General features: G+C 69.1%; 20 protein-coding genes and 1 pseudogene. 14 read left to right on the top strand and 7 right to left on the bottom strand.

What is annotated here, in order from left to right; translation table 11 throughout:
• Positions 1–297 precede the first annotated feature (297 nt).
• Positions 298–1,029: a DUF6308 family protein gene (locus tag BMZ30_RS06755; RefSeq protein ID WP_143073145.1), complete on the top strand. Its 732-nt coding sequence runs from the start codon at positions 298–300 to the stop codon at positions 1,027–1,029.
• A 238-nt stretch (positions 1,030–1,267) separates the two neighbouring features.
• Here BMZ30_RS06755 and BMZ30_RS06750 read toward each other — a convergent pair whose 3' ends face one another.
• The gene (locus BMZ30_RS06750; protein WP_143073144.1) at positions 1,268–1,978 is read right to left on the bottom strand and encodes an 8-oxoguanine DNA glycosylase OGG fold protein; all 711 of its coding nucleotides are present in this window, start codon (positions 1,976–1,978) and stop codon (positions 1,268–1,270) included.
• 457 nt (positions 1,979–2,435) lie between these two features.
• On the opposite strand from BMZ30_RS06750, the gene BMZ30_RS06745 reads away from it, so the two are divergent.
• The 5 genes and pseudogenes from BMZ30_RS06745 (at position 2,436) to BMZ30_RS06730 (ending at position 8,945) form a co-directional block, all read left to right on the top strand.
• Positions 2,436–5,756 carry a type ISP restriction/modification enzyme gene (locus tag BMZ30_RS06745; RefSeq protein WP_093376445.1) on the top strand — a complete coding sequence of 1,107 codons (3,321 nt, stop codon included), beginning with the start codon at positions 2,436–2,438 and terminating at the stop codon, positions 5,754–5,756.
• A gap of 205 nt (positions 5,757–5,961) precedes the next feature.
• Positions 5,962–6,189: pseudogene (locus BMZ30_RS14010) on the top strand (IS3 family transposase); the annotation flags it as partial.
• A 342-nt stretch (positions 6,190–6,531) separates the two neighbouring features.
• Complete coding sequence (locus tag BMZ30_RS06740; protein ID WP_093376442.1) at positions 6,532–7,263, top strand: adenylate/guanylate cyclase domain-containing protein; 732 nt, start codon at positions 6,532–6,534, stop codon at positions 7,261–7,263.
• Positions 7,260–7,781, top strand: coding sequence for a Pycsar system effector family protein (locus BMZ30_RS06735; protein WP_143073143.1), 522 nt, complete (start codon positions 7,260–7,262; stop codon positions 7,779–7,781). Before BMZ30_RS06740 ends, BMZ30_RS06735 begins: the two co-directional genes overlap by 4 nt.
• Before the next feature lie 219 nt (positions 7,782–8,000).
• The gene (locus BMZ30_RS06730; RefSeq protein ID WP_093376438.1) at positions 8,001–8,945 is read left to right on the top strand and encodes a DUF4268 domain-containing protein; all 945 of its coding nucleotides are present in this window, start codon (positions 8,001–8,003) and stop codon (positions 8,943–8,945) included.
• Positions 8,946–9,498: 553 nt separating this feature from the next.
• On the opposite strand, the gene BMZ30_RS06725 is transcribed toward BMZ30_RS06730, so the two are convergent.
• A complete protein-coding gene (locus tag BMZ30_RS06725) occupies positions 9,499–10,770 on the bottom strand; it encodes a hypothetical protein (protein ID WP_093376435.1) in 1,272 nt (423 codons plus the stop codon).
• Positions 10,771–10,980: 210 nt separating this feature from the next.
• Here BMZ30_RS06725 and BMZ30_RS06720 point away from each other — a divergent pair, with 210 nt between their 5' ends.
• Positions 10,981–11,916 carry an aldo/keto reductase gene (locus tag BMZ30_RS06720; protein ID WP_093376433.1) on the top strand — a complete coding sequence of 312 codons (936 nt, stop codon included), beginning with the start codon at positions 10,981–10,983 and terminating at the stop codon, positions 11,914–11,916.
• 9 nt (positions 11,917–11,925) lie between these two features.
• Here the strand turns inward: BMZ30_RS06720 and BMZ30_RS06715 are convergent, their stop codons facing one another.
• Positions 11,926–12,204 carry a DUF427 domain-containing protein gene (locus BMZ30_RS06715; RefSeq protein WP_093376431.1) on the bottom strand — a complete coding sequence of 93 codons (279 nt, stop codon included), beginning with the start codon at positions 12,202–12,204 and terminating at the stop codon, positions 11,926–11,928.
• A 143-nt stretch (positions 12,205–12,347) separates the two neighbouring features.
• Between BMZ30_RS06715 and BMZ30_RS06710 the strand changes: the two genes are divergently transcribed.
• Entirely contained in the window at positions 12,348–13,601 is a 1,254-nt protein-coding gene (locus BMZ30_RS06710; RefSeq protein ID WP_093376429.1) for a flavin monoamine oxidase family protein, read from the top strand.
• On the opposite strand, the gene BMZ30_RS13690 is transcribed toward BMZ30_RS06710, so the two are convergent.
• Positions 13,598–14,308, bottom strand: a complete 711-nt coding sequence (locus BMZ30_RS13690) for a hypothetical protein (protein ID WP_093376427.1) — start codon at positions 14,306–14,308, stop codon at positions 13,598–13,600. The genes BMZ30_RS06710 and BMZ30_RS13690 overlap by 4 nt on opposite strands.
• Positions 14,309–14,371: 63 nt before the next feature.
• On the opposite strand from BMZ30_RS13690, the gene BMZ30_RS06700 reads away from it, so the two are divergent.
• Genes BMZ30_RS06700 through BMZ30_RS06690 form a run of 3 tightly spaced genes read left to right on the top strand, consistent with a single transcriptional unit; the run spans position 14,372 to position 16,718 of the window.
• Positions 14,372–15,079 (top strand): type 1 glutamine amidotransferase family protein, encoded by a 708-nt coding sequence (locus BMZ30_RS06700; protein WP_093376425.1) that lies wholly within the window; start codon positions 14,372–14,374, stop codon positions 15,077–15,079.
• Positions 15,076–15,780 carry a nucleoside/nucleotide kinase family protein gene (locus BMZ30_RS06695; RefSeq protein WP_229828534.1) on the top strand — a complete coding sequence of 235 codons (705 nt, stop codon included), beginning with the start codon at positions 15,076–15,078 and terminating at the stop codon, positions 15,778–15,780. Before BMZ30_RS06700 ends, BMZ30_RS06695 begins: the two co-directional genes overlap by 4 nt.
• A gap of 11 nt (positions 15,781–15,791) precedes the next feature.
• Positions 15,792–16,718 (top strand): alcohol dehydrogenase catalytic domain-containing protein, encoded by a 927-nt coding sequence (locus tag BMZ30_RS06690; RefSeq protein WP_177191317.1) that lies wholly within the window; start codon positions 15,792–15,794, stop codon positions 16,716–16,718.
• Positions 16,719–16,769: 51 nt separating this feature from the next.
• Here BMZ30_RS06690 and tal read toward each other — a convergent pair whose 3' ends face one another.
• Both tal and BMZ30_RS06680 read right to left on the bottom strand, forming a co-directional pair.
• Positions 16,770–17,855, bottom strand: a complete 1,086-nt coding sequence (tal, locus tag BMZ30_RS06685) for a transaldolase (RefSeq protein WP_093376420.1) — start codon at positions 17,853–17,855, stop codon at positions 16,770–16,772.
• Positions 17,852–18,679 (bottom strand): DUF4349 domain-containing protein, encoded by an 828-nt coding sequence (locus BMZ30_RS06680; protein WP_177191303.1) that lies wholly within the window; start codon positions 18,677–18,679, stop codon positions 17,852–17,854. Before BMZ30_RS06680 ends, tal begins: the two co-directional genes overlap by 4 nt.
• A 161-nt stretch (positions 18,680–18,840) precedes the next feature.
• Between BMZ30_RS06680 and BMZ30_RS06675 the strand changes: the two genes are divergently transcribed.
• From BMZ30_RS06675 to BMZ30_RS06665, 3 genes are read left to right on the top strand one after another with little or no spacing between them, the layout of a single operon-like run.
• Positions 18,841–19,983, top strand: coding sequence for a type III polyketide synthase (locus BMZ30_RS06675; protein WP_093376415.1), 1,143 nt, complete (start codon positions 18,841–18,843; stop codon positions 19,981–19,983).
• Positions 19,980–20,744, top strand: coding sequence for a class I SAM-dependent methyltransferase (locus BMZ30_RS06670; RefSeq protein WP_093376413.1), 765 nt, complete (start codon positions 19,980–19,982; stop codon positions 20,742–20,744). The genes BMZ30_RS06675 and BMZ30_RS06670 overlap by 4 nt, the downstream gene beginning before the upstream one ends.
• Positions 20,737–21,879, top strand: a complete 1,143-nt coding sequence (locus tag BMZ30_RS06665) for an FAD-dependent oxidoreductase (protein WP_229828535.1) — start codon at positions 20,737–20,739, stop codon at positions 21,877–21,879. Before BMZ30_RS06670 ends, BMZ30_RS06665 begins: the two co-directional genes overlap by 8 nt.
• Before the next feature lie 7 nt (positions 21,880–21,886).
• Here BMZ30_RS06665 and BMZ30_RS06660 read toward each other — a convergent pair whose 3' ends face one another.
• On the bottom strand, positions 21,887–22,756 hold the full coding sequence (locus BMZ30_RS06660) for a UbiA family prenyltransferase (RefSeq protein ID WP_229828536.1): 870 nt from the start codon (positions 22,754–22,756) through the stop codon (positions 21,887–21,889).
• Position 22,757 lies beyond the last annotated feature (1 nt).

Here is a 22,757-nt window from a genome sequence, read left to right as displayed (position 1 = left end):
ATGCCCGCGGCCGAGGTTGAAGACCTGACCACCAACTTCGAGCAGGCAAGAGAGGTTCCGGTGGGAGCGCGGTACGAAGCCGGGTACGCAGTCGGGAGTGCTGTTGCGAGCCGACATGGCTTGGTTCGCTAGCAGGGCCAGCCGACCACCTCCGCCGATCAAGGTGCCGCACTCGAGCCTGCTCGGACACTCCGTCGCTGGTGGCTGTCCGCCGGAGGGGACACGTCGCCAATGATCTCGCTGTCGAAGTACACCGGGACTCTTGCCGCAGCCGTGGATGGCTGCCACCGTGAGCCCATGGACGTCGCCCAGTGGACTCAGACTCCGGACGGCTGGTCGGAAGCGCCAGCGGACGTCTTAGCTGGCGCCAAGCGGTCCGCCCTCGACGCACTGTCTACAGACAGCGATCGACCAGCGCACGAGCGTTTGGCAGACTTCTACGACCGGTCCGGGGACTATGCTGGCGCGTCTTTCACGGAACTCGGGCCTTTCGAGCGTGACGACATCACCGCAGTCGACCTTCACGCCACGACGCTGCTCTCAGTCAACATCGGCCCGGGCGCGACGAGGCGCCTGCTCCATCCGAGCGTAGCGAGACACAAGACGGTGGATGCACTCCGAGCCATCCCTGACAGCGATCTGCTCGTGGCAGGCCCGCGCGTGCTCCAAGCCATGGAAAGCCTCTACCTAAACATCATGGTTGCATTTTCGGGACCGACCACCGAGAACCCCGACGACTGGGAAGCTGCTAGCAAACTCTGCGCACGCAAGCGTCCGAACCTCTTCCCCGTGAGGAACGAAGTCGTCCGTGGGTACCTCGGGCTCCGGTCAGAGGCCGGGCGAGATGACTACCGGGTCGACTGGCAGGTGTTTCGAGCGCTGATCAGCGACCGGGACCTCATGGAAGCCATCGACCGCCTCACACCACTCATCAGCGAGGTGGCCATGTGGCGCAAAGTGCAAACCGAGACCACACGTCTCAGGATCCTCGACACCGCGCTCTCGACCTGGGTGCGCTCCGGTCCGTAGACCCTGGATCCTCGGCAGGTTCTCTGGCTGTGTCTTTGGATTATGCAACTCGCTGCCGAAGTTCCGACCGCCTCGAAGCGTCGAGGCAACGAGCCGCAACTACGTGATCGGGTTTAAGAGCCGCCGTCCCGTTGGCGTCGCCCTGGTTCAGCGAGAGTGACATGCCCACCCCGGTCGGGGATAGCTCGGCGAGGGCGCCACGGTCTCGGGCGGACGAGATCGACGAGGTCGTCCTCGATCAGCGGGAGGGCTTGTCGGCAGTCTTGTTCGGCCTGCTGAGCGCTTTGCCGTGCTCGAAGAGCGCTAGTTCGACCACGTCGGCGGTGGTGCCCCAAGCGTCCGCCCACCCGGCGGCGGTCTCGAGGTAGGAGTGGTACTGGTCGGCGGTCCACGTCCAGTTCGTCCGCCATCCAAACCCGGCCTGCTCGTTGAGCGCTTTCACGACGAACTGGTCGAGTATCAGGGGCTGAGGGCCCGGGCCCTTGTCCCATCCCGAGAAGTAGAGCAACTTGGTGAAGAACGCTGGCCCAAGCCCGACAAGGCGGAGGTCCCCACCCTTGTCCAGCCTCTGATAGGCGGCAACCGCGCCGTCAGCGCGGAGCGTCTTTATCGACTCCAGGAGACGTTCGCCTGCGTCGCCGTGAGCGGAGAGTGGTCGGACGCGGCGGGCGACACCCATGCCAGGGAGGCCCGTGCCCCATACACACGCGCCGACGTAAGCGCGGACCGCGTCGTCAGTCGTCTCGACGACGGCTGCGAGGGCGAACACGTCACCACGATTGACTCGATGGAAGCGGCCGACCCTCGGCAGAAGCTCGAGTGCGTTCGGCCAGTCGTTGGGCGCCAGCCGAGCCTTCCAGGTTTGTGCGTTGAATCGCACCTCCTGGCGAATGAGCGACTCCTCGCGGCTCGGTACGGTCTTGCCTTGGAGCAGCGGGGGAAGCTTCATCTCCCGACACTATCGACGCGTCGCGTCGCTTGGCTAGTGACGGGTACTGAAGGTGAGCCACGGACAGTTTGGTGCCGCACAGTGACGCCGAATGTGACCCTACTTCGAGTTCTGAGTCCGTCGCTGCAAGGGCTGACGCGGCCCTCCAACGAGGGCCGTGGCCGGGCGCTTGCCGATTCGTGCCCCTCGTGGGGCCGCCGTGGCCCGAACGGTGGCCGCGACGCCCGAGCCAGCAGTGCCAGACGAGTCCCGGTCGCCGTCATGTGTGCTGAGGCGCGAGACCTCGGCCCGAGCGGTACGCGGCTCGGCACGGAAGGGGGGGGCGACCTAGCGCCTCGGGACGATGTCTAATCCCCAACCCGTTGGGAAGAGAGGATGTTGCTTCGGCGTTCGACGACACGAGTGCCACTAGGGTTGCCTTCAGTCCCGATCCGATTGAATAAGCGGAGGCCTAGCCGTGCCGAAGACGTCTGAACCGTGGTTGTCGGGCGCGGTCAGCGCGTTCGGCCGCGCCTGCAAGGCAAAGCTCGCCGGGCCGGGTGACCGCGAGGCCGCGATCCGCTCTCCACTGGAGGGACTGCTGGGCGCGGTCGGCGCGCACCTGCAGGTCAAGGCAGTCTTCCACGACGAGGTTCGGGACACCGAGCGCCAGGTGCGGCCCGACTACGGCGTCTCGGTCAAGGGCGCGATCACGGGGTACATCGAGGTTAAGGCGCCGGGGCGGGGCATTGACCCTGCCGGGTTTACCGGCCATGACCAGCGCCAGTGGGAGCGTCAGCGGGACCTGCCGAACCTCATCTACACCAACGGCACCGAGTGGCGCCTGTACCGCGACACGCAGTTGCTCGCAGGGCCGGTCACGTTCAGCGGTGGCGCCTTGGAGACGGCGGGCAGCAACCTGACCGCACCCCTCGAGTTCGAGGCCCTGGTCACCGACTTCCTACGCTGGCATCCTGCCCCGATCACGTCAGTCAGTGCGCTCGTGCGAGCCATTGCGCCCCTCACGCGTCTGCTCCGCGGCGAGGTCCTCGACCAGTTGGGGTCGGAGCGACGCGCGATGGCGGCCGGCGCTGACGAGGACACTCAGCCGTTCCTGGGCCTCGCTCGGGACTGGCGCGCTTTGCTGTTCCCGTCAGCGGACGACCAGACCTTCGCCGACGGCTATGCCCAGGCAGTGACGTTCGCGCTGCTCCTCGCCCGCACCGAGGGGATCGACGTCGCCGGGCGCCCCTTGCACGAGGTCGGAGGCGCTCTGGGCGATGACCACTCACTCATGGGCAAGGCTCTCCAGCTCTTGACCGACGACGTCGCGGCGGACTTCAAGGTCACCCTCGACCTCCTGGTACGGGTCATCGGCGCCGTCGACTGGGCGCGGGTCCGCAAGGGTCGGCGCGACACGTATCTGCACCTGTACGAGAACTTCCTCGAGGCGTACGACAACGACCTGCGTAAGCAGTCCGGCTCCTACTACACCCCGCGCGAGATCGTGGAGGAGATGGTGCGTCTGACTGAGGAGGCGCTGGTCACCCGCCTGGGCAAGGCCGACGGGTTTCGTGACCCGGACGTCTTGACGGTCGACCCGGCGATGGGCACGGGCACCTATCTGCACACGATTCTGGAGCGCGTGGCCGATGACGTCGCGGCGAGCGATGGTCCCGGAGCGGTCGCCGGGGTCCTCGGTCAGGTCGCCGAACGCCTCGTGGGGTTCGAGTTGCAGATGGGACCGTACGCGGTGGCCGAGCTGCGGACCACCGATCTGCTGGCCGCGCACGGGGCCACCGCCCCGCCCGGAGGGATGCATCTGTACGTCACGGATACGTTGGACGACCCGTATGCGGTGGAGTCGCAACTCGGCTCCGGCCTGCACCTGATCGCGCAGTCACGAAAGAAAGCCAACGAGGTCAAGGCCAGGGCAAATGTCACTGTGGTGATCGGAAACCCTCCGTACCGAGAGCGGGCCGAGGGTATGGGCGGCTGGGTCGAGCACGGATCGGCGGCGCACGGCAAGGCGGCGCGCGCGATCCTCGACGACTTCCGCGATCCGTCGACCGCTCGCCACTTCCACAACCTGAAGAACCTCTACGTGTACTTCTGGCGCTGGGCGACCTGGAAGGTGTGGGAGTCCACCATGCCTGATCCAGACGGCGACGCCGGAATCGTGTGCTTCATCTCGACCTCCGGGTATATCGCCGGCCCCGGCTTCACTGCGATGCGCCAGCACCTGCGGCGACACGCCTCCGAGGGCTGGATCATCGACCTAACTCCCGAGGGGCAGACGCCGGACGTGCCGACACGGATCTTCCCCGGCGTGCGTCAGCCGCTGGCGATCGGGCTCTTTGTCCGCGGAGCCGACGCCGATCGAGAGGTTCCGGCGACAATCCACTACCGGAGCGTCTCGGGGCGCCAGGCGGAGAAGTTCTCTGAGCTCGGCAAAGTCAGGCTGGATGATGACGGGTGGCGTCAGGCACGCACCGAGTGGACCGGCCCCTTCACACCTGCGGCGCCGTCAAGCTGGGACACATATCCAGCGCTGGATGACTTGCTGCCGTGGACATCGCCGGCCGTAGCCGGCAACCGACGTTGGCCGTACGCACCTTCCCGCAGCATTCTTAGTGCGCGGTGGGCCCGGCTTCGCTCAGAGACAGACGTCGGGACGCGACGCGCGCTTTTCAAGGAGACACGCGATCGGACTTTGGATCGTTCAGTCGAGCCGCTCCCTGGGATCGACGAGGCTCCGCGAGCGAGCGTCGCGGCAGATGGAAGGAGTCCGATCCCCGTCCGCGTGGGCTATCGATCGTTCGACCGGCAGTGGCTCCTCCCAGACGCTCGCATTCTCGATATGCCCCGTCGCCACCTTTGGGAGGCGCGCATCCCGGGCCAGGTCTACGTCGTTGAGCCGCACTCTTGGTCGTTATCCAATGGGCCCGCTCTTGTAGTCACCGCTCTTATCCCCGACCTGCACCACTTCAAGGGGTCTGAGGGCGGCCGCACCCTCCCCTTCCTGCACCCCGACGGCACACCCAACCTCGCGCCCGGCCTGGTAGCGACCCTCTCCGCCACTCTCGACCACCGCGTCACCGCACCAGCCGTGCTCGCGTACGTTGCGGGTATCGTCGGGCTCCCGGCCTTCACGCGCACATTCGCTGACGAACTCACCACCCCGGGCATCCGGGTCCCGCTCACCAAGGATCCGGCGCTGTGGGCGGAAGCGGTCGAGATCGGGGAGCAGGTGCTCTGGCTGCACACCTACGGCGAGAGCTTCAGCGGCCCGGCCCGCTCGGCCGGGAACATTCGGTACCCGAAGGGGGATGCTCGTCAGCCACTGTCCCGAAGGGCGATCACCGGTCTGCCTGCCACCATGACGTATGACGCTGCGCGTGCCGTCGTCGTCGTTGGTACCGGGGAGCTAGGGCCCGTCATGCCCGACGTGTGGGACTACGCCGTCGGCGGCAAGAACGTACTCAAGTCCTGGTTTAACTACCGCAAGGCAGCACCCGGCGGCAAGAAGACTTCGCTGCTGGACCACATACACGTCGCGTCGTGGGACCCGGACTGGACCACCGAGCTGATTGACCTCCTAACCGTCCTCACGCGTCTCGTCGAGCTTGAGACCGCTCAGGCGGACTTGCTTAGTCGCATCGTGGCCAGCAAACTCCTAACGATGAGCGAGCTCCGCGATGCGGGGGTGCGGTGGCCGAGTGTTCCGGCGGATCGCAAGCCCCGCTACGAGGGCCGGTTGGGCGATACCGGTCAGGGCCAGGGTTCGCTCGACCTATAGGCCGTGAGCCGTCACCCGCGCTTTGCCAGCAGACCGGCTTCCGCGTGTCGACGGTCAGGCCCTCGTGCGCAAGACGCTCGGATGGATGCCCCGGCAGCGGTCGTCGATGAGCGACAGTCGCGGAGCGTACAGGCGACCGTTGCGTTGTTCGCTTGAAGACGCCGCGTCGGCTCGGTCGTGCGCACCCCCGGTGCGTATCCACGTGCAGGCCGACATCGACGACGGACACGCGCCCCCCGGGGTGAGCGTGACCGAGGCCACGCGGGTCCGCAAGCGCGAGCAGAAGAACCGCGAACTGAAGCACACCAACGAGATGTTGAAGCGGGCGGCGTCATTCTTCGGGGCGGAGCTCGACCGCCAACACGAGAAACCGCCAACACAAGGAGAAGTCGTGTTCATCGACGCGAACAGCCAACCCGCCGGCCTTGCGCCACCCGGACCTGGCCAAGCGCGACCTCACCGACCCCGCCCTGAACCAGCCGTAGGTCGCCGGCTGACCGACGTGCCCTGGTTCGCCGGCGCGGCTGACGCCCGCTTCATCGACGTGTCCTCCCACCTGATCGCGGGTTCGCGCGTGGCGAGGCACATGTGCACAGAGATGGTCCCCGACGGCATTGAAATGGCGCGCTGGTCACGCGGCACGGAACCTGGACCGGCACGGGGTGTCACTCCAACGTTCCCAAGGCATCCAGTCCCTTCAGGCCCGAAGGGGCTGTCACAGTCGAACGCTACGGTGTGACCAAGACCTCAACGAATCCGCTAGGAGCTGATCGAGATGCCTACATTGAAGGATCAAGTCGAGGACGCGGTTAGTGACGTCGCGAAGTACTGGATCAAGACCACGTGCTCCACTTCCTCGACAGACGTTCCCGATCCGGATGACATGGGGTACAGCGACGCAAAGGTGATCCAAGCGACATATCTGTACTCGGACCTTCGCGACTCGTCCGGACTGCTTAGAACTGCCGAGAGCCCGGAAGAGGCCGCGTCGGTGATGTCGGCGTTCCTCAAGGTGGCGGTCCGGATCGTCCGGGCTGGCGACGGGCACATCCGGAGCTTCGACGGTGACCGAGTGATGGGTGTGTTCGTCGGTCCCAGACGCGCGACACGGGCGGTGCAAGCGGCGATGAAGATCAAGTACGCGACCGTTGAACTCTTGAACCCAGAGGTTCAGAACTCATGCCGAGCGCTCCGTGAGGCCGATTGGACGGTGAGGGCAATGACGGGCGTCGCGTCGGGCGAAGCGCTGCTAGTCAGAGCGGGCATCCGCAACAATAACGACCTCCTATCGGTTGGGGCAGTGGCAAACCTCGCGGCCAAACTCAGTGACGTGAGGGACGCGAGTCCCGGACACGACATCGCGATCGGGGCGGGTACATATGGCTCCTTGGAGGATATTGCGATCATGTCCGCTGGCAAGAACATGTGGACCGGCGCCTACTCGATTCCTATGGGCGGTCGCTCGTACGAGTACTACACGACGAGTTACCGCTGGGCCGCGCTATGACAGTCTTCTCGCTTAGGCGGCGACAGGAACCCGATGAGCGAGGTGAGGGCCTCGCCAACGCCTGGCGTCTCCACGACTCACAAATGGACTGGACGGGAAAGGTCGACGCTAAGGCGGCGTTCTCGTTGACGATACAGGGCGCGCTGCTCGCACTTTCCGTGAGTCTCGTCAACGATATCGATTCCTGTATCGAGTACGTCCTCCTGGGGCTCGGCGTCCTACTCGTGGCAGTAGGGCTCGGCTTCGCGGCTTCTGTTGTCGCTCCGCGGCTCCGGTCGAAGCATCTAGCGAGTGAGATGGCTGCCAATTTCATTTACTTCGGGCACGCGCGAGGGTGGGAACCTGAGGCGCTCGCGGATGAGTTGCGCGCAGCGGACCTCATTGAACAGCTAGCGCGTCAGGTCGTGGTGATGGCCGACATCGCGTGGCGGAAACACCGTCGCGTTGCCGCGTCCATTTGGTTGGCCGTGGTGGGCGGCGGACTCCTGCTGGCGGCCGGTGTGGTAGCGCGAATCTGACTTGTCTCGGGCGGCAATCGCCCAGGCGTTCTGGCTTGCCCTGGAGGAGATCTCTCAACGGTTCCAGACCGGTCTCTGCCGTGAAGCAGCGCCGCATTCTGGAACTCGGGACTAGTGACCACAGCGTCCTCGCGAGATTGCGAACGCACTCGGCTTCGACCAGCAAGCTGCACACCTTTGCCTCTTCCGGATCTCTCCGTTGCCCCGTAACCTCGGAACGTGACTGCTGACCTTGGTCGATTAGACGTGATACACCCCCGCAGTGTCTGGCCGCACGAGGCGGCGGACTTCACGCCATGGCTCCTTGCAAACGTCGACGTACTCTCGGATCTGCTCGGCATGGATCTCGAGCTTGAGGCGGCAGAGCATCCGGTCGGTGGGTTCTCGCTGGACCTCCTCGGACGCGACCGGGTGACGGGACGGGCCGTGATCGTCGAAAACCAACTCGAGGGCTCGGACCACGCCCACCTCGGCCAGATCCTCACTTACGCAGCGGGGACAGACCCGACCACGATCGTGTGGATCACAACCGGCTTCCGGGACGAGCACCGGGCCGCGCTCGACTGGCTCAACGAGCGCACTGATGAGGACACCCGCTTCTTCGGTGTGGAGATCATCGTTGTCCGGATCGGGGACTCGGCACCCGCGCCGAACTTCAAGCTGGTTGCTCAGCCCAATGACTGGGGTAAACACGTTCGCGCTGGAACGAGTTCGTCGGCAGTCAGTGAGCGGGTCCAGATCCGGCGCGCCTTCTGGGAGGTGACTCTCAACCGCATACGTGAACGCCACCCGCACTGGACCGCGGCGCGGACCACGGGCCAGGATTTCTGTGATGTATCAACGGGCGTGAGCGGGGTCCGGTTCTCGATGTCATGGATCCGAGCTGGGCTCGTTCAACAGATCTGGTTCGGCGACCAGGATCCAACGGTGAACGAGCATAGATTCGCAGCGGTCATGGCCCGGAGGGCCGAGTTCGAAGCAGTCCTCGGCGAGGCTCCGGCCTGGGACAACATGGACGGCATGAAGGCGACCAAGATCGTGCTGACCTCGCCATTTATGAGTATCAACGATCGAGACCAGTGGCCAGCGATGGCCGAGTGGCTCATCGAGACGCAAGAGCGCTTCCGGCGCGCTCTCGATGCCATCGGCGGTATCCCCGCCTAGATCGGTGATCGGCTCGCGCGGCCAGCGGTTGACTCCGGTGTTTGAGAGAAGACACACATGGATCGAATCGCCGACACCGTGGGCGGTCATCTGTTCGAACGTCATCGGCGCTGACCCCATTTCTGACCCAACTTGATGCGGAGTCGAGCGATCCAGGGACGTCCGCCGCTTCACCTGGAAGCCTCTGACCAGCGCATACGTGTCCGCTCAGACATTGACGGACCCCTCTGTCCGTTTTCACACCGAAGAGGTCACTGGTTCGAACCCAGTATCGCCCACCAGCATTTGCCCAGGTCATAGGCCATGCGACCGCCGACGCGAGAAGCAGTGGAGCGCCGTGGCCAGGTGGAGGAAGCCGGCCCGGGACGGCTCGGTCGTTGCACGCGCTGGTCTGGCGCGCACCCGACGACGCTGGCGGCGTCTCTGGCCTGGGGGACCTTTAATCCAACAGACGAGGTTCGCGTCTGCTTGAGCGGACGCGGCGCGCCTCTGGGCGGCTGCGCGCCGTGGGCACCCCGGTGTCGTGCGCGCGACGATGGCTCGGCCGAGGATGCTACGAAGTCCAATGGAAGTAGGGATCGCGCTGAGCGGCTGTCTTCGTGTAGGTCTTGAGGTATTTCCTCACGTATGCGATGCGGGATCGGGAGCATCGTGTGTCCTGCAGCTCTTGGCGATCTTTGGAGATGGAGTAGACGAGGCACGCCTCGAACCTCTGCCAACTGCGCCAGCTCACTGACCGCCGATCGCCCTTGCCGGCCTTGAATATCTTGGCGATGTTGCGATCGTGCGCGCGCTGAGCGCTCAGCGGGGCCATCTCGAGTTTTGTGCTGATGATGGTCGCGCAGCCGTGGAGCGCGGCAGCACGTACAGTCCGCGCAGACGTGGACGGTGACAGCAGGATGGCATCCTGGTAGAAGCGGACGATTTTGCCATCGGTGCGGCTGAACCCGATCTGCGAGCCTGCACCACTCGTGTGCGCCTCGTCGCGCACGACATATACAGGAGTCTTGGGACAGTACTTTGCTATGTACTTGCGTGCACGTCTGATCTGAGCGGCGTGCTTCTTGGTATCTGACAGATTGATCTCGAGGGTCGCGGAGTTCGCCGCCTTGCTCCCCGACGAGGCGTCCACGCGGAGCCGGAACCGCTGCAGGCCCGCCGACCGGGGGAGACGCATCTTGACGATCTGAGCGCCTCCGTCGCTGCCGAGCCGGACAGGGGTACCGGAAGCGATCCAACGCTTGCCGCTCTTTCGCATGAGTGTGACACGCTGACCAAGTGCAGGAGCGACTTCGAAGGTCTCGTAGTTCATGGTTCGGGACGATGCGGCGTAAGAAGCGTAGCGACCATCAAAGGGATGGACGTCGGCGTTGGCTCTCTCGTTGATGCGAACGATCGTGGCCGGGGACCGAATGATGGTGAGTTCCTTGTTCACCACGCCAGTGCCATTCATCAGTGCACTGACCTGGTACCTGCCGGTCGATCCAGTCATCGCATAGAGGTTGACGGAGGCCGATGCTTCACCACGCCTGACGACGGTCGGGACGACGCGCGTCGCGACCGGCGCCAGCCCTGCCGTGTCGATGCCCGCACGATGGACGGTGAAGATGACGTCGGCGGGCCCGTCGGGGTAGACACCGGTGTACCTCGCGAGAAGCAATCCGCCGGGCGCGATGTCACGTACGTATTCCGGTGAGCCCGCGACGCTCAGGGTCGGAATGCCTCCCGAAGGTTCGAGCGCGTTGCTGGCGGGCGGCGGGGTCAGCCCGGTCAAGCAGATGACAGCGGTGACCAGCGTGAGGGCGGTCCTCTTGAGGGAGTGCATCTCATCGTTCCGTCTCTGCAGCGGTGGGCGGCTTCGCCGTTCTCGTTCTTGTCGGCACGGATTGCTCGTCACGTGAGCCGAACTCCGAGTGAACCTGGGCGCCTACCACACAGGAGTCCTGGGCCTGATCCTTCTGATGGGCGTGCACGGCGGGCGCTGAAGCGCGATCGTGGAGGTGGCACCAGCCGAACCGTCGAGAGGACCCCTGCTGTGAAGACCTTCACCATGCCTGGCACCGAGATCGTCGCCCCGAACGTCGTGCTCGGTTTGATGCGTATCAGCAACAAGTCCGACGACGAGGTCCGCGAGCTGATGCGCACGGCTCGCGACGCCGGCATCGACTTCCTCGACCATGCCGATGTGTACGGTGACGACCTCCACGGCTGTGAGCGTCGCTTCGCCGAGGCGATGCAGCTCACCCCGTCCGAGCGCGACGAGCTCACGATCCAGACGAAGACGGGGATCGTGCGCGAGGGACCGTACTTCGACTTCTCCTACGAGCACATCATCGAGTCGGTCGAGGGTTCGCTCGCCGCGCTGCAGACCGACCGCATCGACATCCTGCTCCTGCACCGTCCCGACGCCCTGGTGGAGCCGGGCGAGGTCGCCCGCGCCTTCGACGAGCTCGAGGCATCCGGCAAGGTGCGGTCGTTCGGCGTCTCGAACCACACGCCACGCCAGATCGACCTCCTGCGCAAGCACGTGCGCCAGCCCATCGTGGCCAACCAGCTCCAGCTCTCGATCACCCACCAGCCGATCATCGCCCAGGGCGTGGCCGCGAACATGCTCGCCGAGCGGCAGTCGGTGACCCTCGACGGCGGCGGGATCGTCGACTACTGCCGTCTGCACGACATCACCATCCAGGCGTGGTCGCCCTTCCAGGCGGGCTTCTTCACGGGAGTGTTCCTCGGCTCGTCCGACTATCCCGAGCTGAACGCCGTCGTCGACCGCCTCGCAGCGAAGTACGACGTGCCGCCGATCGCGATCGCGACGGCCTGGATCACTCGTCACCCCGCGCAGATGCAGGTGGTGCTGGGCACGACGACGCCCGAGCGCGTGGCAGGTGCGGCCCAGGGCTCGGAGATCCCGCTCTCGCGAGCGGAGTGGTACGAGCTCTTCCGTGCCTCAGGTCACCTCGTGCCCTGAGGCACGGCGTCACACCACCTGAACGCCGCGCCAGAACGCGACGTGCTCGGTGATCTGCTTCGCTGCGGCGGACGGCTCCGGGTAGGACCAGGCCACGTCCTGCCCGGAGTCGCCTGCGTCCTTGACGGACCAGTAGTGCGCCTGTCCCTTCCACGGGCACGTGGTGCGCGTGGCCGAAGGCTCGAGCAGCTCCCAGCTCACCGATTCCTTCGGGAAGTAGTGGTTGCCCTCGACCACCACCGTGTGGTCGCTCTCGGCGATGACTGTGCCGTTCCAGGTTGCGCGCATAGCCGGGCCCATTCGGGTCGACCTCGACGTCGAGGTGGCTGACGTTGGAAGACCGTGCGCGCCAGGGCGACGATTCCCGGCGCGGCAGGTGTTGCCCGGTCGCAGCGCCGGAGCGAGACTGGCACGCAACCGGACGGAGCCCCATGGACACCGACATCATCGTCATCGGCGCAGGTCTCGCGGGCCTGCAGTGCGCCCGGCGGGCTGAGCGCAGCGGCCTCCGCGTGATCGTGCTCGAGGCGGAGGACTCCGTGGGCGGGCGCGTGCGGACCGACCAGGTCGACGGGTTCCTGTGCGACCGCGGCTTCCAGGTGCTGAACCCCGCGTACCCCGCCGTCCACGACTGGATCGACGTACCCGGGCTCGGGCTCCAGCGGTTCGGCGTGGGCGTGGTGGTCCGCAGCGGCCAGACAACCAGCACGCTCGCTCGCCCGCTGCGCCATCCCCAGCTTGCCCTCGAGACTCTCCGGAGCGAGCACCTGCCGGCGTCGGACGTCCTCGCGCTCGCGCGGTGGCTCGGCCCGGCGCTGCTGCGCCCGTCCCTCGTGCGCCGGGCCGAGCAGGATCAGACGCTCGCCGTCGCCTTCGACGAGGCCGGGCTGACCGGTCGGCTGCGGCGCGACGTCCTCGACACCTTTCTGGCCGGCGTACTCGCGGACAGCACCGGCGGCAGCTCCGCGAACTTCGTGCGGTACCTGATGCGCTTCTTCGCTCTCGGCGTTCCCGGCCTGCCCCGCGCGGGCATGCAGGCGTTGCCCGAGCAGATGGCCGCGTGGCTCGATCAGCCCGTGCGCCTCAGGGTCGCGGCGCGGGGGATCCGCGAGATCTCCGACGGTGTCCAGGTCGACACCGACGACGGCGCGATCCGCGCCCGCGCCGCCGTCGTGGCCGTCGGGCCGCAGGTCGTCGGCGCGCTCACGCCCCTGCCCACACCCGCCACCCGCGGCCTGACCACCTGGTGGTTCCGGACGCCGGAGCAGCCGCAGCAGCACCCGTACCTGATACTCGACGCCTCCCGTCCGGGCGGCGGGCCCGCGGGGCCGATCTGGCACACCGCCGTCGTCTCCAACGCCGCGCCCTCGTACGCCCCGGCGGGAGAGCACCTCGTCGAGGCGACCACCCTGCTCGACCGCCCCGACGGGCGCGCGGACGAAGCCGCGGTCCGGCGCGACCTCGAGCGGATCTACCAGACGTCCACGCAGCGCTGGGAGCTGCTCGTCCACCACGTCGTCCCGCACACGCTCCCCGCCCAACTACCGCCCTTCGTGGAGCGCGAGCCGCGGTGGACGGGCGACCGGGTGCTGGTCACGGGGGACCACCAGGGGAGCGGTTCGATCCAGGGCGCCCTCGTCTCGGGTGACCGCGCAGGCCGTGTCGTCGGCGACCTTCTGGCCTAAGGGATAGCGTGCCCCGAGCCGGAATCTCCGAGGTCCTCGGGCCGAACATCCGCGGGGGAAACACTCGCGCGCACCACCTCCCCGACCACCACGACGAGCGCCGCGATCACCCAGACCTGCAGGTGATGGATCGGCCGCGCGCTCATGCCGTACGCGTCGTGGAGCTTGCCGAGCACGGACGCGCTCGCCCACCACGGCAGCAGCGGGGCGACATACCCGCCCGTGATCACACACGCCGCGACGATCCAGAGCCGATGCGCGTGCGCGACGCGGAACGAGCGCTGGTCCACGAGGGCGCGGAGCACGGGAAGCAACGCCAGCGCGGCGACGAACAGCGAGAGTCCCCGGAGCAGGACATCACCGCGGGACATCACCTGCTCCAGGTCACTTGCGCCGGTCGTGTGGAGCGTGACCACCCCGAGCGGCGAGGTGCGGTGGTCACGGTGCGGCAGTCCACCTGTGCGGATGCCACTGACCGTCACGCCCGGATAGGGCGAGCCGTGGCCGTCGCCCACCGTGAGCTCGAGCTCGGCGCCGAGGCCGTCCGAGGCATTCAGGTGCACCGGCACGCTGATCGCCCCGTCGCGCTCCTTCGCCGCCGAGACGCTAGCGACGACGCCGACGACGGCACCGATGAACCCGACGAGGACGAGCAGAGGGGCGAGGAACGCGGCGAGACGCCGCGCACCGGGGCGCAGAGCATGCATCTGGATGACCCCCTACTGTTCGAGCCCTCAGTCTTGCGTACGCCGTCCGCTAGCGTGACCCGTATGACTGTCGTTCTCGTGGGCGGAGGGCCCGACACCGTGGCCGACCGCGCCGTCGTCGCTCCCTTCCTGGCCTCGCTCGAGCGCCGTGACCGTCGCGCCCGGGTGGCGTACGTGCTGTTCGACGTCGACGGCAGCGCCGGGGCGTTCCTGCCGCAGTACGTCGCGCTGCTCTCGGAGGTGGACCACGAGGTGGTCCTGGTGACCGCGGGCCCACAGACCCTGATCCAACCCGGGGCCTTTGCCTCGGTGGACGCGGTCGTCGTCGCCGGCGGACCGACGCCCGGGTACTACGCGTCGCTCGCCCCCGCCTTCGATGCCCTCCGCCAGCTCGTGCACGACGGCGGCGCGTACCTCGGTTTCTCGGCCGGCGCGATGATCGCGCCCCGACAGGCGCTCCTCGGCGGGTCCCGCTGGCGCGGGGTGGACGTCTGCCCCGAGGAGTGGTCCGAAGGGCTCGACGAGATCCAGATCGCCGACGGGATCGGCCTCTTCCCGCACCCGGTCGAGGTGCACGTCGCGCAGGCGGGCACGCTCGGGAACCTGATCGCGCTCGCCCAGGACGGCGTCGCGCCGACCCTGCTGGGCATCGACGAAGACACCTCCCTGCTCGTCGAGGAGGACGGGACCTGGACCCGCCACGGCAGCGGCGCGATCTGGGTGGTGGAGGCGCAGGACGGATCGGCTGCGGTCCGCCGGCACGTGTCGTGAACGCCCACCCCGTCGCGGGCGGCCTGCCTGAGCTGGTCGACCGAGCGCGCGTCCTCGCAGCCACGGGCGAACGTCGCTTGCTCGGTATCGCGGGCCCGCCCGGTGCGGGGAAGTCGACCCTCGCAGCGGCGCTCGGGAACGCGCTCGGCGAGGATGCCGTCGTCGTCCCCATGGACGGCTTTCACCTGGCGGAAGCCGAGCTCGCGCGCCTCGGCCGGCGCGAGCGCAAGGGTGCCGTCGACACGTTCGACGTCGGCGGCTTCGTCTCCCTGCTGCACCGCCTGGCTGCAGTGAACGAGCCCGTCGTCTACGCGCCCGCGTTCGACCGCGCGCTCGAGGAACCCTTGGCCGGCTCGATCCCCGTGCCGCAGACCGTGCCGCTCGTCGTCGTCGAGGGGAACTACCTCCTGCACGACGACGGCCCCTGGGCTCAGGTCCGCGGTCTGCTCGCCGAGTGCTGGTACGTCGACCTGGACAACGCCGACCGCCTCGCGCGGCTCGTGACCCGCCACCAGCGGTTCGGGCGCGATGCCGCGAGCGCCCGCGCGCACGCTCTCGGCAGCGACCAGCGCAACGCGGACCTCATTGCCGCGACCCGCGACCGCGCGGACCTCGTGGTGTGCGCGAATAATCCTGCACGCCACGCTGTTGTCGCAGGGCACGAAGAACAGTCGGTCGAGCGAGAGCAGGAACCACGATGAGCGAGCCCACGATGAAGGCCATGGCGTACCGGAGCTACGGGGGAGTGGAGAAGCTCGAGCAGCTCGAGCTGCCGTTGCCGAAGGTCGGTCCCGGCACCGTGCGGATCAAGGTCAAGGCCGCGGCTGTGAATCCGGTCGACTGGAAGGTCATGGCCGGCTACCTCGACCCGATCCTTGACACCACCTTCCCGGCCGTCCCCGGGTGGGACGTCGCGGGCGTCGTCGACGCCGTCGGGTTCGACACCCCCGAGTTCGCCGTCGGCGACGAGGTGCACGCCTACGGTCGGCGCGACACTGTCGGCATCGGGTCGTTCGCCGAGTACATGACGCTGCCCGTCGGCGCGGTCGCCCACAAGCCGCAGGCGCTCACCTTCGAGGAGGCCGCCGCGCTGCCGCTCACGGGCGGGACCGCCCTGCGCACCCTCGACGCGCTCGACCTGAGCGACGGTCACACGCTCCTGATCCACAACGGCGCCGGCGGCGTCGGCCAGGCTGCGATCCAGATCGCCACCGCGCGCGGCGTCCGGGTGCTCGCGACGGCATCGGCGAAGAACCACGAGCTCCTCGCCTCGCTCGGGGCGGAGCCACTGACCTACGGCGACGGGCTCGTCGAGGCGGTGCGCGCACTGGCGCCCGAGGGCGTGGACGCTGTCGCGGACTTCTACGGCGGTGCGCTCGAGCAGACCCTCGCGGTGCTCAAGGACTCCGGTCGACACGCGTCGATCGCGGACGCCGGCGCGGTCGAGCACGGCGGGCGGTACATCTGGGTCCGCCCCGACGGCAAGGAGCTCGAGCGCCTCGACGCCCTGGTCGAGGACGGCAAGCTGACCGTGCACGTCGTCTCGACCCGGCCCATGCAGGAGGCGGCCGCAGCGTTCGAGGAGAGCATGACCGGCCACGCCGGCGGCAAGATCGTGCTGACCAGCTTCACCGACTAGTGCAGACACGAGGCCCGCCGGTTCCCCGGCGGGCCTCGTGCTCAGTCGTCCTCAGGCGCCGTCAGTGACCTCGGCCTCGACGGCGGCGATCGTCTTGACCAGGCTGTGCCAGGACGCCTCGAAGGACGCTGCGCCCTCGCGCTGCAGGTCCTCCGCGAGCGCGACGTGGTCCACCCCGGCACCGGCGAGCTCCTCGAGCACAGCCTCGGCGTCGCCGCCGTCGGCCGCCATGAGCTCGCCGAGCTGTCCGTGGTCAGCGAACGAGAGCAGCGTGGCCTCCGGCATGGTGCTCACCGTGAAGGGGGCCGCGAGCGCGTTGATGTACAGGACGTCGGGCGCGTCGGGATTCTTGGTCGACGTGCTGGCCCACAGCAGGCGCTGGGCGCGGGCACCGGCGTTCGCCAGCCGGCCCCAGCGCGGGGAGTCGAGCAGGTCGCGGTAGGCGCGGTAGGCCAGCGCCGCCTGCGCGATGCCGAGGCGGTCGCGCAGCTCCGTGGGCACCTTCTCGGCCACGGCGGTGTCCCAACGGCTGACGAACACGGAGGCGACCGACGCGACGACCGGGTTCAGCCCGGCCTGCACGCGGCGCTCGACGCCGCGCAGGTACGCCTCGGCGGCGGCGAGGTACTGCGCGGGCGAGAACAGGAGCGTCACGTTCACCGGGATGCCGGCGAAGATGCACTCCTCGATCGCGGGCAGCCCGGCGGGCGTCCCGGGGATCTTGATGAACACGTTGGGCCGGTCCGCGGCGGCGTGCAGCGCGGTGGCCTGCGCGATGGTGCCCTCGGTGTCGTGCACCAGCAGGGGAGAGACCTCGAGGGAGACCCAGCCGTCGACGCCGTCGGTGCGCTCGAAGACCGGGGCGAACAGGTCGGCCGCGCGGCGCAGGTCCGCCAGCGCGAGCTCGAAGAACACCTCCTCGTCGGACGCGCCGGTCGCCTTGACCTCGGCGATCTGGGCGTCGTAGTCCGAGCCGGCGCTGATGGCCTTCTCGAAGATCGTCGGGTTGGACGTCAGACCGGTGACCGCGAGCTCGTCGAGGTATCTGCTCAGGGTTCCGTCGTCCAGCATCCCTCGCGTGATGTTGTCGAGCCAGAGGCTCTGACCGGCGTCGTGCAGCTCCTGGGTAGGTTTCATGCCTCCAGTGTCGGACGCTTGCGCGATCGACGCGCGATCAGCACCGCCACGAGCACCGGCGCGCCGAGCACCACGAGCCAGGGGAGCGCCGCACCGAGGCCGACCAGCAGCGCGCTGGCGAACGCGACGAGCGCGTTCCACCCGCTGGTCAGCCCGCCGACGAACCCGCCCGCCTCGAACTGCGCGGTCTCCTCGGTGACGACGTCGATCATCAGGGTGGACATCGCGACCTGGTCGCTGAGGTAGTCCCGCTCCGAGCGCAGCGCCTCGAGCTCGCCCTGACGCTCGCTCAGCGCCTTCTCGGCCGCCAGCAGCGCCTCGCTCGAGTCCGCGTCCGCCATCAGCGCCACGAGCCGCTCGGTCGAGGTCTCGAGCGCCGCGATGCGCGCGTCGAGGTCCTTGCCCTGGCGCGTGACGTCGTCGGACGTGAGGGAGAGGTTCGCGACCTCACCGATCTCCTCGGCCGCGGTCAACGTGTCGGTGACCTTCGCCGCCGGGACCCGCACGGACAACCAGGCGGAGGCCTCCTGCTCGTCCGTGGCGCGCTGCTGCGAGCGGCCGTCGACCCGGCCGCCCGCCCGTTCCACGAGGGCGACGACCGCGTCGGCCGCGGTCTCGGCGTCGTTGGCGACGAGGGTGAGGGAGCCGGTCGTGATGACCTCGCGTTCCGCGGTGGCCTCGGCGTCGTCGGCGGCCTCGGCACCGGCGGACGCGTACGCGACGGCGGCACCATCACCCGCGCCCGCGGAGTCGCTGCTGCCCGAGCAGCCCGTCAGGAGCAGCAGCCCGACGAGGACGATGAAGGTGACGCGCGCGGTGGTCATGTGCCGGACCATAGCGCTCACCAGGCCCGGTTCGTGGGCTGATGCCCAACTGTGACCGGAATGACGCGGTGCCGTGTCCGGCGTCGGGCGCCTCGGCAGTAGCAGTCCGCATCGGGGCTGGTCATCGCGCGGTCGTGCAGCCGCGCTGGTTAGAGTGACGAATGGCCATCAGCATCCGTTCGATTGAGACTGCGGTTCCTGACACCGAGCTCAAGCAGGGTGAGATCCGTGACCTCTTCGCGGCGCAGCCCGGACGCACCCGGCTCGCGCAGCGGCAGATCGCCGCCGTGTTCGACGCCGCAGCGATCGACACGCGCCACACCGTCGTCGACGAGCTCGACCAGCAGCCGCGCGAAGGGGCACCGGTGTTCTACGACGCCGCGGCCGGCAAGCTCCTGGCCCCGACGACGGGCGTACGGAACGACGTGTACGCCGAGCGCTCGCCCGCGCTCTTCCTGGCGGCCGCGCGCCGCGCCCTGGCCGCGGCCCCGGGGATCGAGGCGCCCGACGTCACGCACGTCGTCACCGTCTCCTGCACCGGGTTCTTCGCACCCGGACCGGACTACGCGATCGTCCGCGAGCTCGGCCTGGCGCCCTCGACGCAGCGCTACCACCTGGGATTCATGGGCTGCTACGCGGCCTTCCCCGCACTGCGGGCCGCCCGCGCGTTCTGCGCGAGCGACCCGGGGGCCGTCGTGCTGGTCGTGTGCATCGAGCTGTGCTCCATCCACCTGCACGCGAGCGACGACCCGGACACGATCGTCGCCTCCTCGGTGTTCGCCGACGGCGCCGCGGCCGCCGTGGTCACCGGACGCGAGACCCCCAGCGCAGACCAGCACCCCAGGCTCGACCTCGACGCCTTCGACAGCGCGCTCATCCCCACCGGGGAGGCCGACATGGCGTGGACGATCGGGGACCAGGGCTTCGACATGGTGCTCAGCCGGTACGTGCCCGGCATCATCGGCGAGCACATCGTGGCGGGCTTGGCCCCGCTGCTGGCCTCCGACCCGGAGCTCGCGGGCCGTCCGGCGGCCGACGTCGACCTCTGGGCGGTGCACCCCGGCGGCCGGTCGATCCTCGACAAGGTGCAGCACGCCCTCGGCCTGAGCGACGGCCAGCTCGCGCCGTCCCGCGCGACGCTGCGCGAGGACGGCAACATGTCCAGCGCGACCGTCCTGTTCGTGCTCCGCCGGCTGCTGCACGGCGAGGGCGGGGGGCCGCCCGACGCGCGCGTGGGCGCGATGGCGTTCGGTCCCGGCCTCACCGTGGAGTCCGCGCTGCTCACCCGGCGCGCGCCCCGATGACCTCACGGTCGTCCGCGTCGACCGTCCGGCTGCAGCACCGCGAGGTCGAGGCGCGCGAGCTCATGGACGACCCCGACTGCGACCTGCAGGCGCTCACGCGCACCTACCGCCACTTCCGCGTGATCAACGCCCTCGTGGCCGGGTGGCGCCGGGTCTATGTGCGGCGGCTGCGCCCGCTGCTGTCCGCGTCGCGCGAGACGACCCTGCTCGACGTCGGCTGCGGCGGCGGGGACGTCGCGATCGCGCTCGCGCGGTGGGCGCGCCGCGACGGGCTGCGCCTGACCGTGACGGGGATCGATCCCGACGAGCGAGCCTTCGCGTTCTGCTCCGCCCGCGTGCCGCAACGGGGCGTGACCTTCGAGCAGACCACCAGCGCGGCGCTGGTCGCCGCGGGTCGGACGTTCGACGTCGTCGTCTCCAACCATCTGCTTCACCACCTCGACGACGACGCCCGCGGCGCCCTCCTGGCCGACTGCGAGCGCCTGGCGCGCCGCGTCGTCGTGCACAACGACATCGCGCGCAGCCCGGTCGCCTACGCCGCGTACTTCGTGGCGACGCTGCCGTTCGTGCGCGGGGCCCGCCCGCATGCCTCCTTCATCCACGACGACGGGCTGCTCTCGATCCGCCGCAGCTTCCGCCCGGCCGAGCTCGCGACCCTCGTCCCGCCCGGCTGGCGGGTGCGGGCGCAGTTCCCGTACCGCGTGCTGCTGGTGCACCGGGCCGGCGCTGGGGGCCCTGCGGGTGGGAGCGCGCGTGCGTGACGTGCTGATCGTCGGCGGCGGGCCCGTGGGCCTGCTCCTGGCGACGCTTCTCGCCCAGGAGGGCCTCGACGTCGTGCTCTGGGAGCGTCGCGCGGCCCCGGTCGCGCACTCGCGCGCGATCGGGATCCACGCCCCCGCGTTGGACGTGCTCGACGACGCCGGCGTGGGTGCCGCGGTCGCCGCGGAGGCCGTGCAGGTGCGGCGCGGGCTGGCGGTCAGCCGGGGCGGCGTCCTCGGCGAGGTCCCCTTCGCGCACGTCCACCCGCGCCACCCGTACGTCGCCACCCTGCCCCAGGTGCGCACCGAGGCGCTGCTCGCCGCCCGCCTGGACGAGCTCGCGCCGAGCGTCGTCGAGCGGGGCCTGGAGCTCGAGGCGCTCGTCGACGTCGGCGGGGGAGTCCGCGCCGTCGGGCAGCGAGCCTCCGGCGGCGCGGTCACCGAGAGCGCGCGCTTCGTCGTCGGCGCGGACGGCGCCCGCAGCGCGGTGCGTCGCCTGCTCGACGTCGGCGTCGTCGGTCGCGACTACCGCGACACCTACGTCATGGGCGACTTCGCGGACACCACCGGCAGCGGGAGCGACGCCGTCGTCTACCTGGCTCCGGACGGCGTGGTCGAGTCGTTCCCGCTGCCGGGCTCGCAGCGCCGCGTCGTGGTGCGCACCAGCAGCCTGGTGCCGGGACCGAGCGCCGCGCACCTGGCCGAGGTCGTCGCCCACCGCACCGGGCTCGAGCTCGATCCGGCGACCAGCACCATGACCAGCGCCTTCGCCGTCCGGCGTCGCCTCGCGAACGCCATGGTCCGCGGGCGGTGCGTGCTGGTCGGGGACGCGGCCCACGAGATCAGTCCGATCGGCGGTCAGGGGATGAACCTCGGGTGGCTCGACGTCGCCGCGCTCGCGCCGCTGCTCGTCGCTGGGTGTTCCGGGCGCGGGCCCGACGAGACGGGTCTCGCACGGTTCGAGCGGGCGCGCATGGCCAGCGCGCGCCGCGCCGCCACCCAGGCCGAGGTCAACATGTCCCTCGGGCGTCCGGCCACGGGGGCGCACCTGGCGGTGCGCGACGCCGCCCTGCGAGCCGCCCTGCGCAGCCCGCTGCGTCGCCAGCTGGCGTCGGTCTACGCGATGCGTGGGCTTTAGCGCGCGATCAGCCCGCGACCAGCTCGGTCCCGGAGAGCACGAGCTGGGCCGCGATCAGCAGTGACGCGACGATTACCAGCCGGAACAGCAGCCGCCCGGGCGGCCGGGTGAGCACGAGAACCACCCCGGTGGCCGCGATCGCGACCGAGGCCACGAGCCCGACGACGGCGAGCACCGACACCCCGCCGCCGCCGGTGAGGACCGGGCCGACCAGGAGCAGCACGGCCGCGAGCGCGAGCGCACCGAACGCCACGACGCCGGAGCGAACGCGCCCCAGGCGATGCGGCAGGCCGGCGATGCCGGTGCGGGCGTCGTCGTCGAGGTCGGGCAGCACGTTGGTGAAGTGGATCGAGATGCCGAAGATCGCGCCGACCGCGAGCGCCCACCACGCGGGCCACTGCGGCGTCGGGAGCGCGAGCGTGACGACGGCGGGTAGCAGGCCGAAGCTCAGCATGAACGGCAGCACCGAGACGGGCGTGCGCTTGAACGCGGCGTTGTACAGCCACCCCGACGCCACGAAGACCACGTGGGCGATCCCGGCCTCGACGCCCAGCGCCAGGGAGGCCACGACCGTGAGCGCCGCCGTGGTGAGCGCGGCACCCCGGACGAGCCCGAGCGGCACCAGTCCCTGCGCCACCGGCTTGTCGGTGCGCCCCACGGCGGCGTCGCGCTCGGCGTCGATCCAGTCGTTCGACAGCCCGATCGACAGCTGGCCGAGCATGACGGCGAGGCCGAGGAGCGCGACGCGCGGCGCGGAGATGCCGACCGCCGCGCCGAGCACGATCGACAGGACGGTGACGGCGACGCTCGGACCGGGATGGGTCGACAGCGCGAGCAGGCGCGCTGTGCTGGACAGGCGGTCCAGGTCGAGTGCCACC

Source organism: Flavimobilis marinus (assembly GCF_900113055.1).
In the GTDB taxonomy this organism is placed as follows: Bacteria; Actinomycetota; Actinomycetes; order Actinomycetales; family Cellulomonadaceae; genus Flavimobilis; species Flavimobilis marinus.
This window is presented reverse-complemented; position numbering and strand designations above follow the sequence as displayed.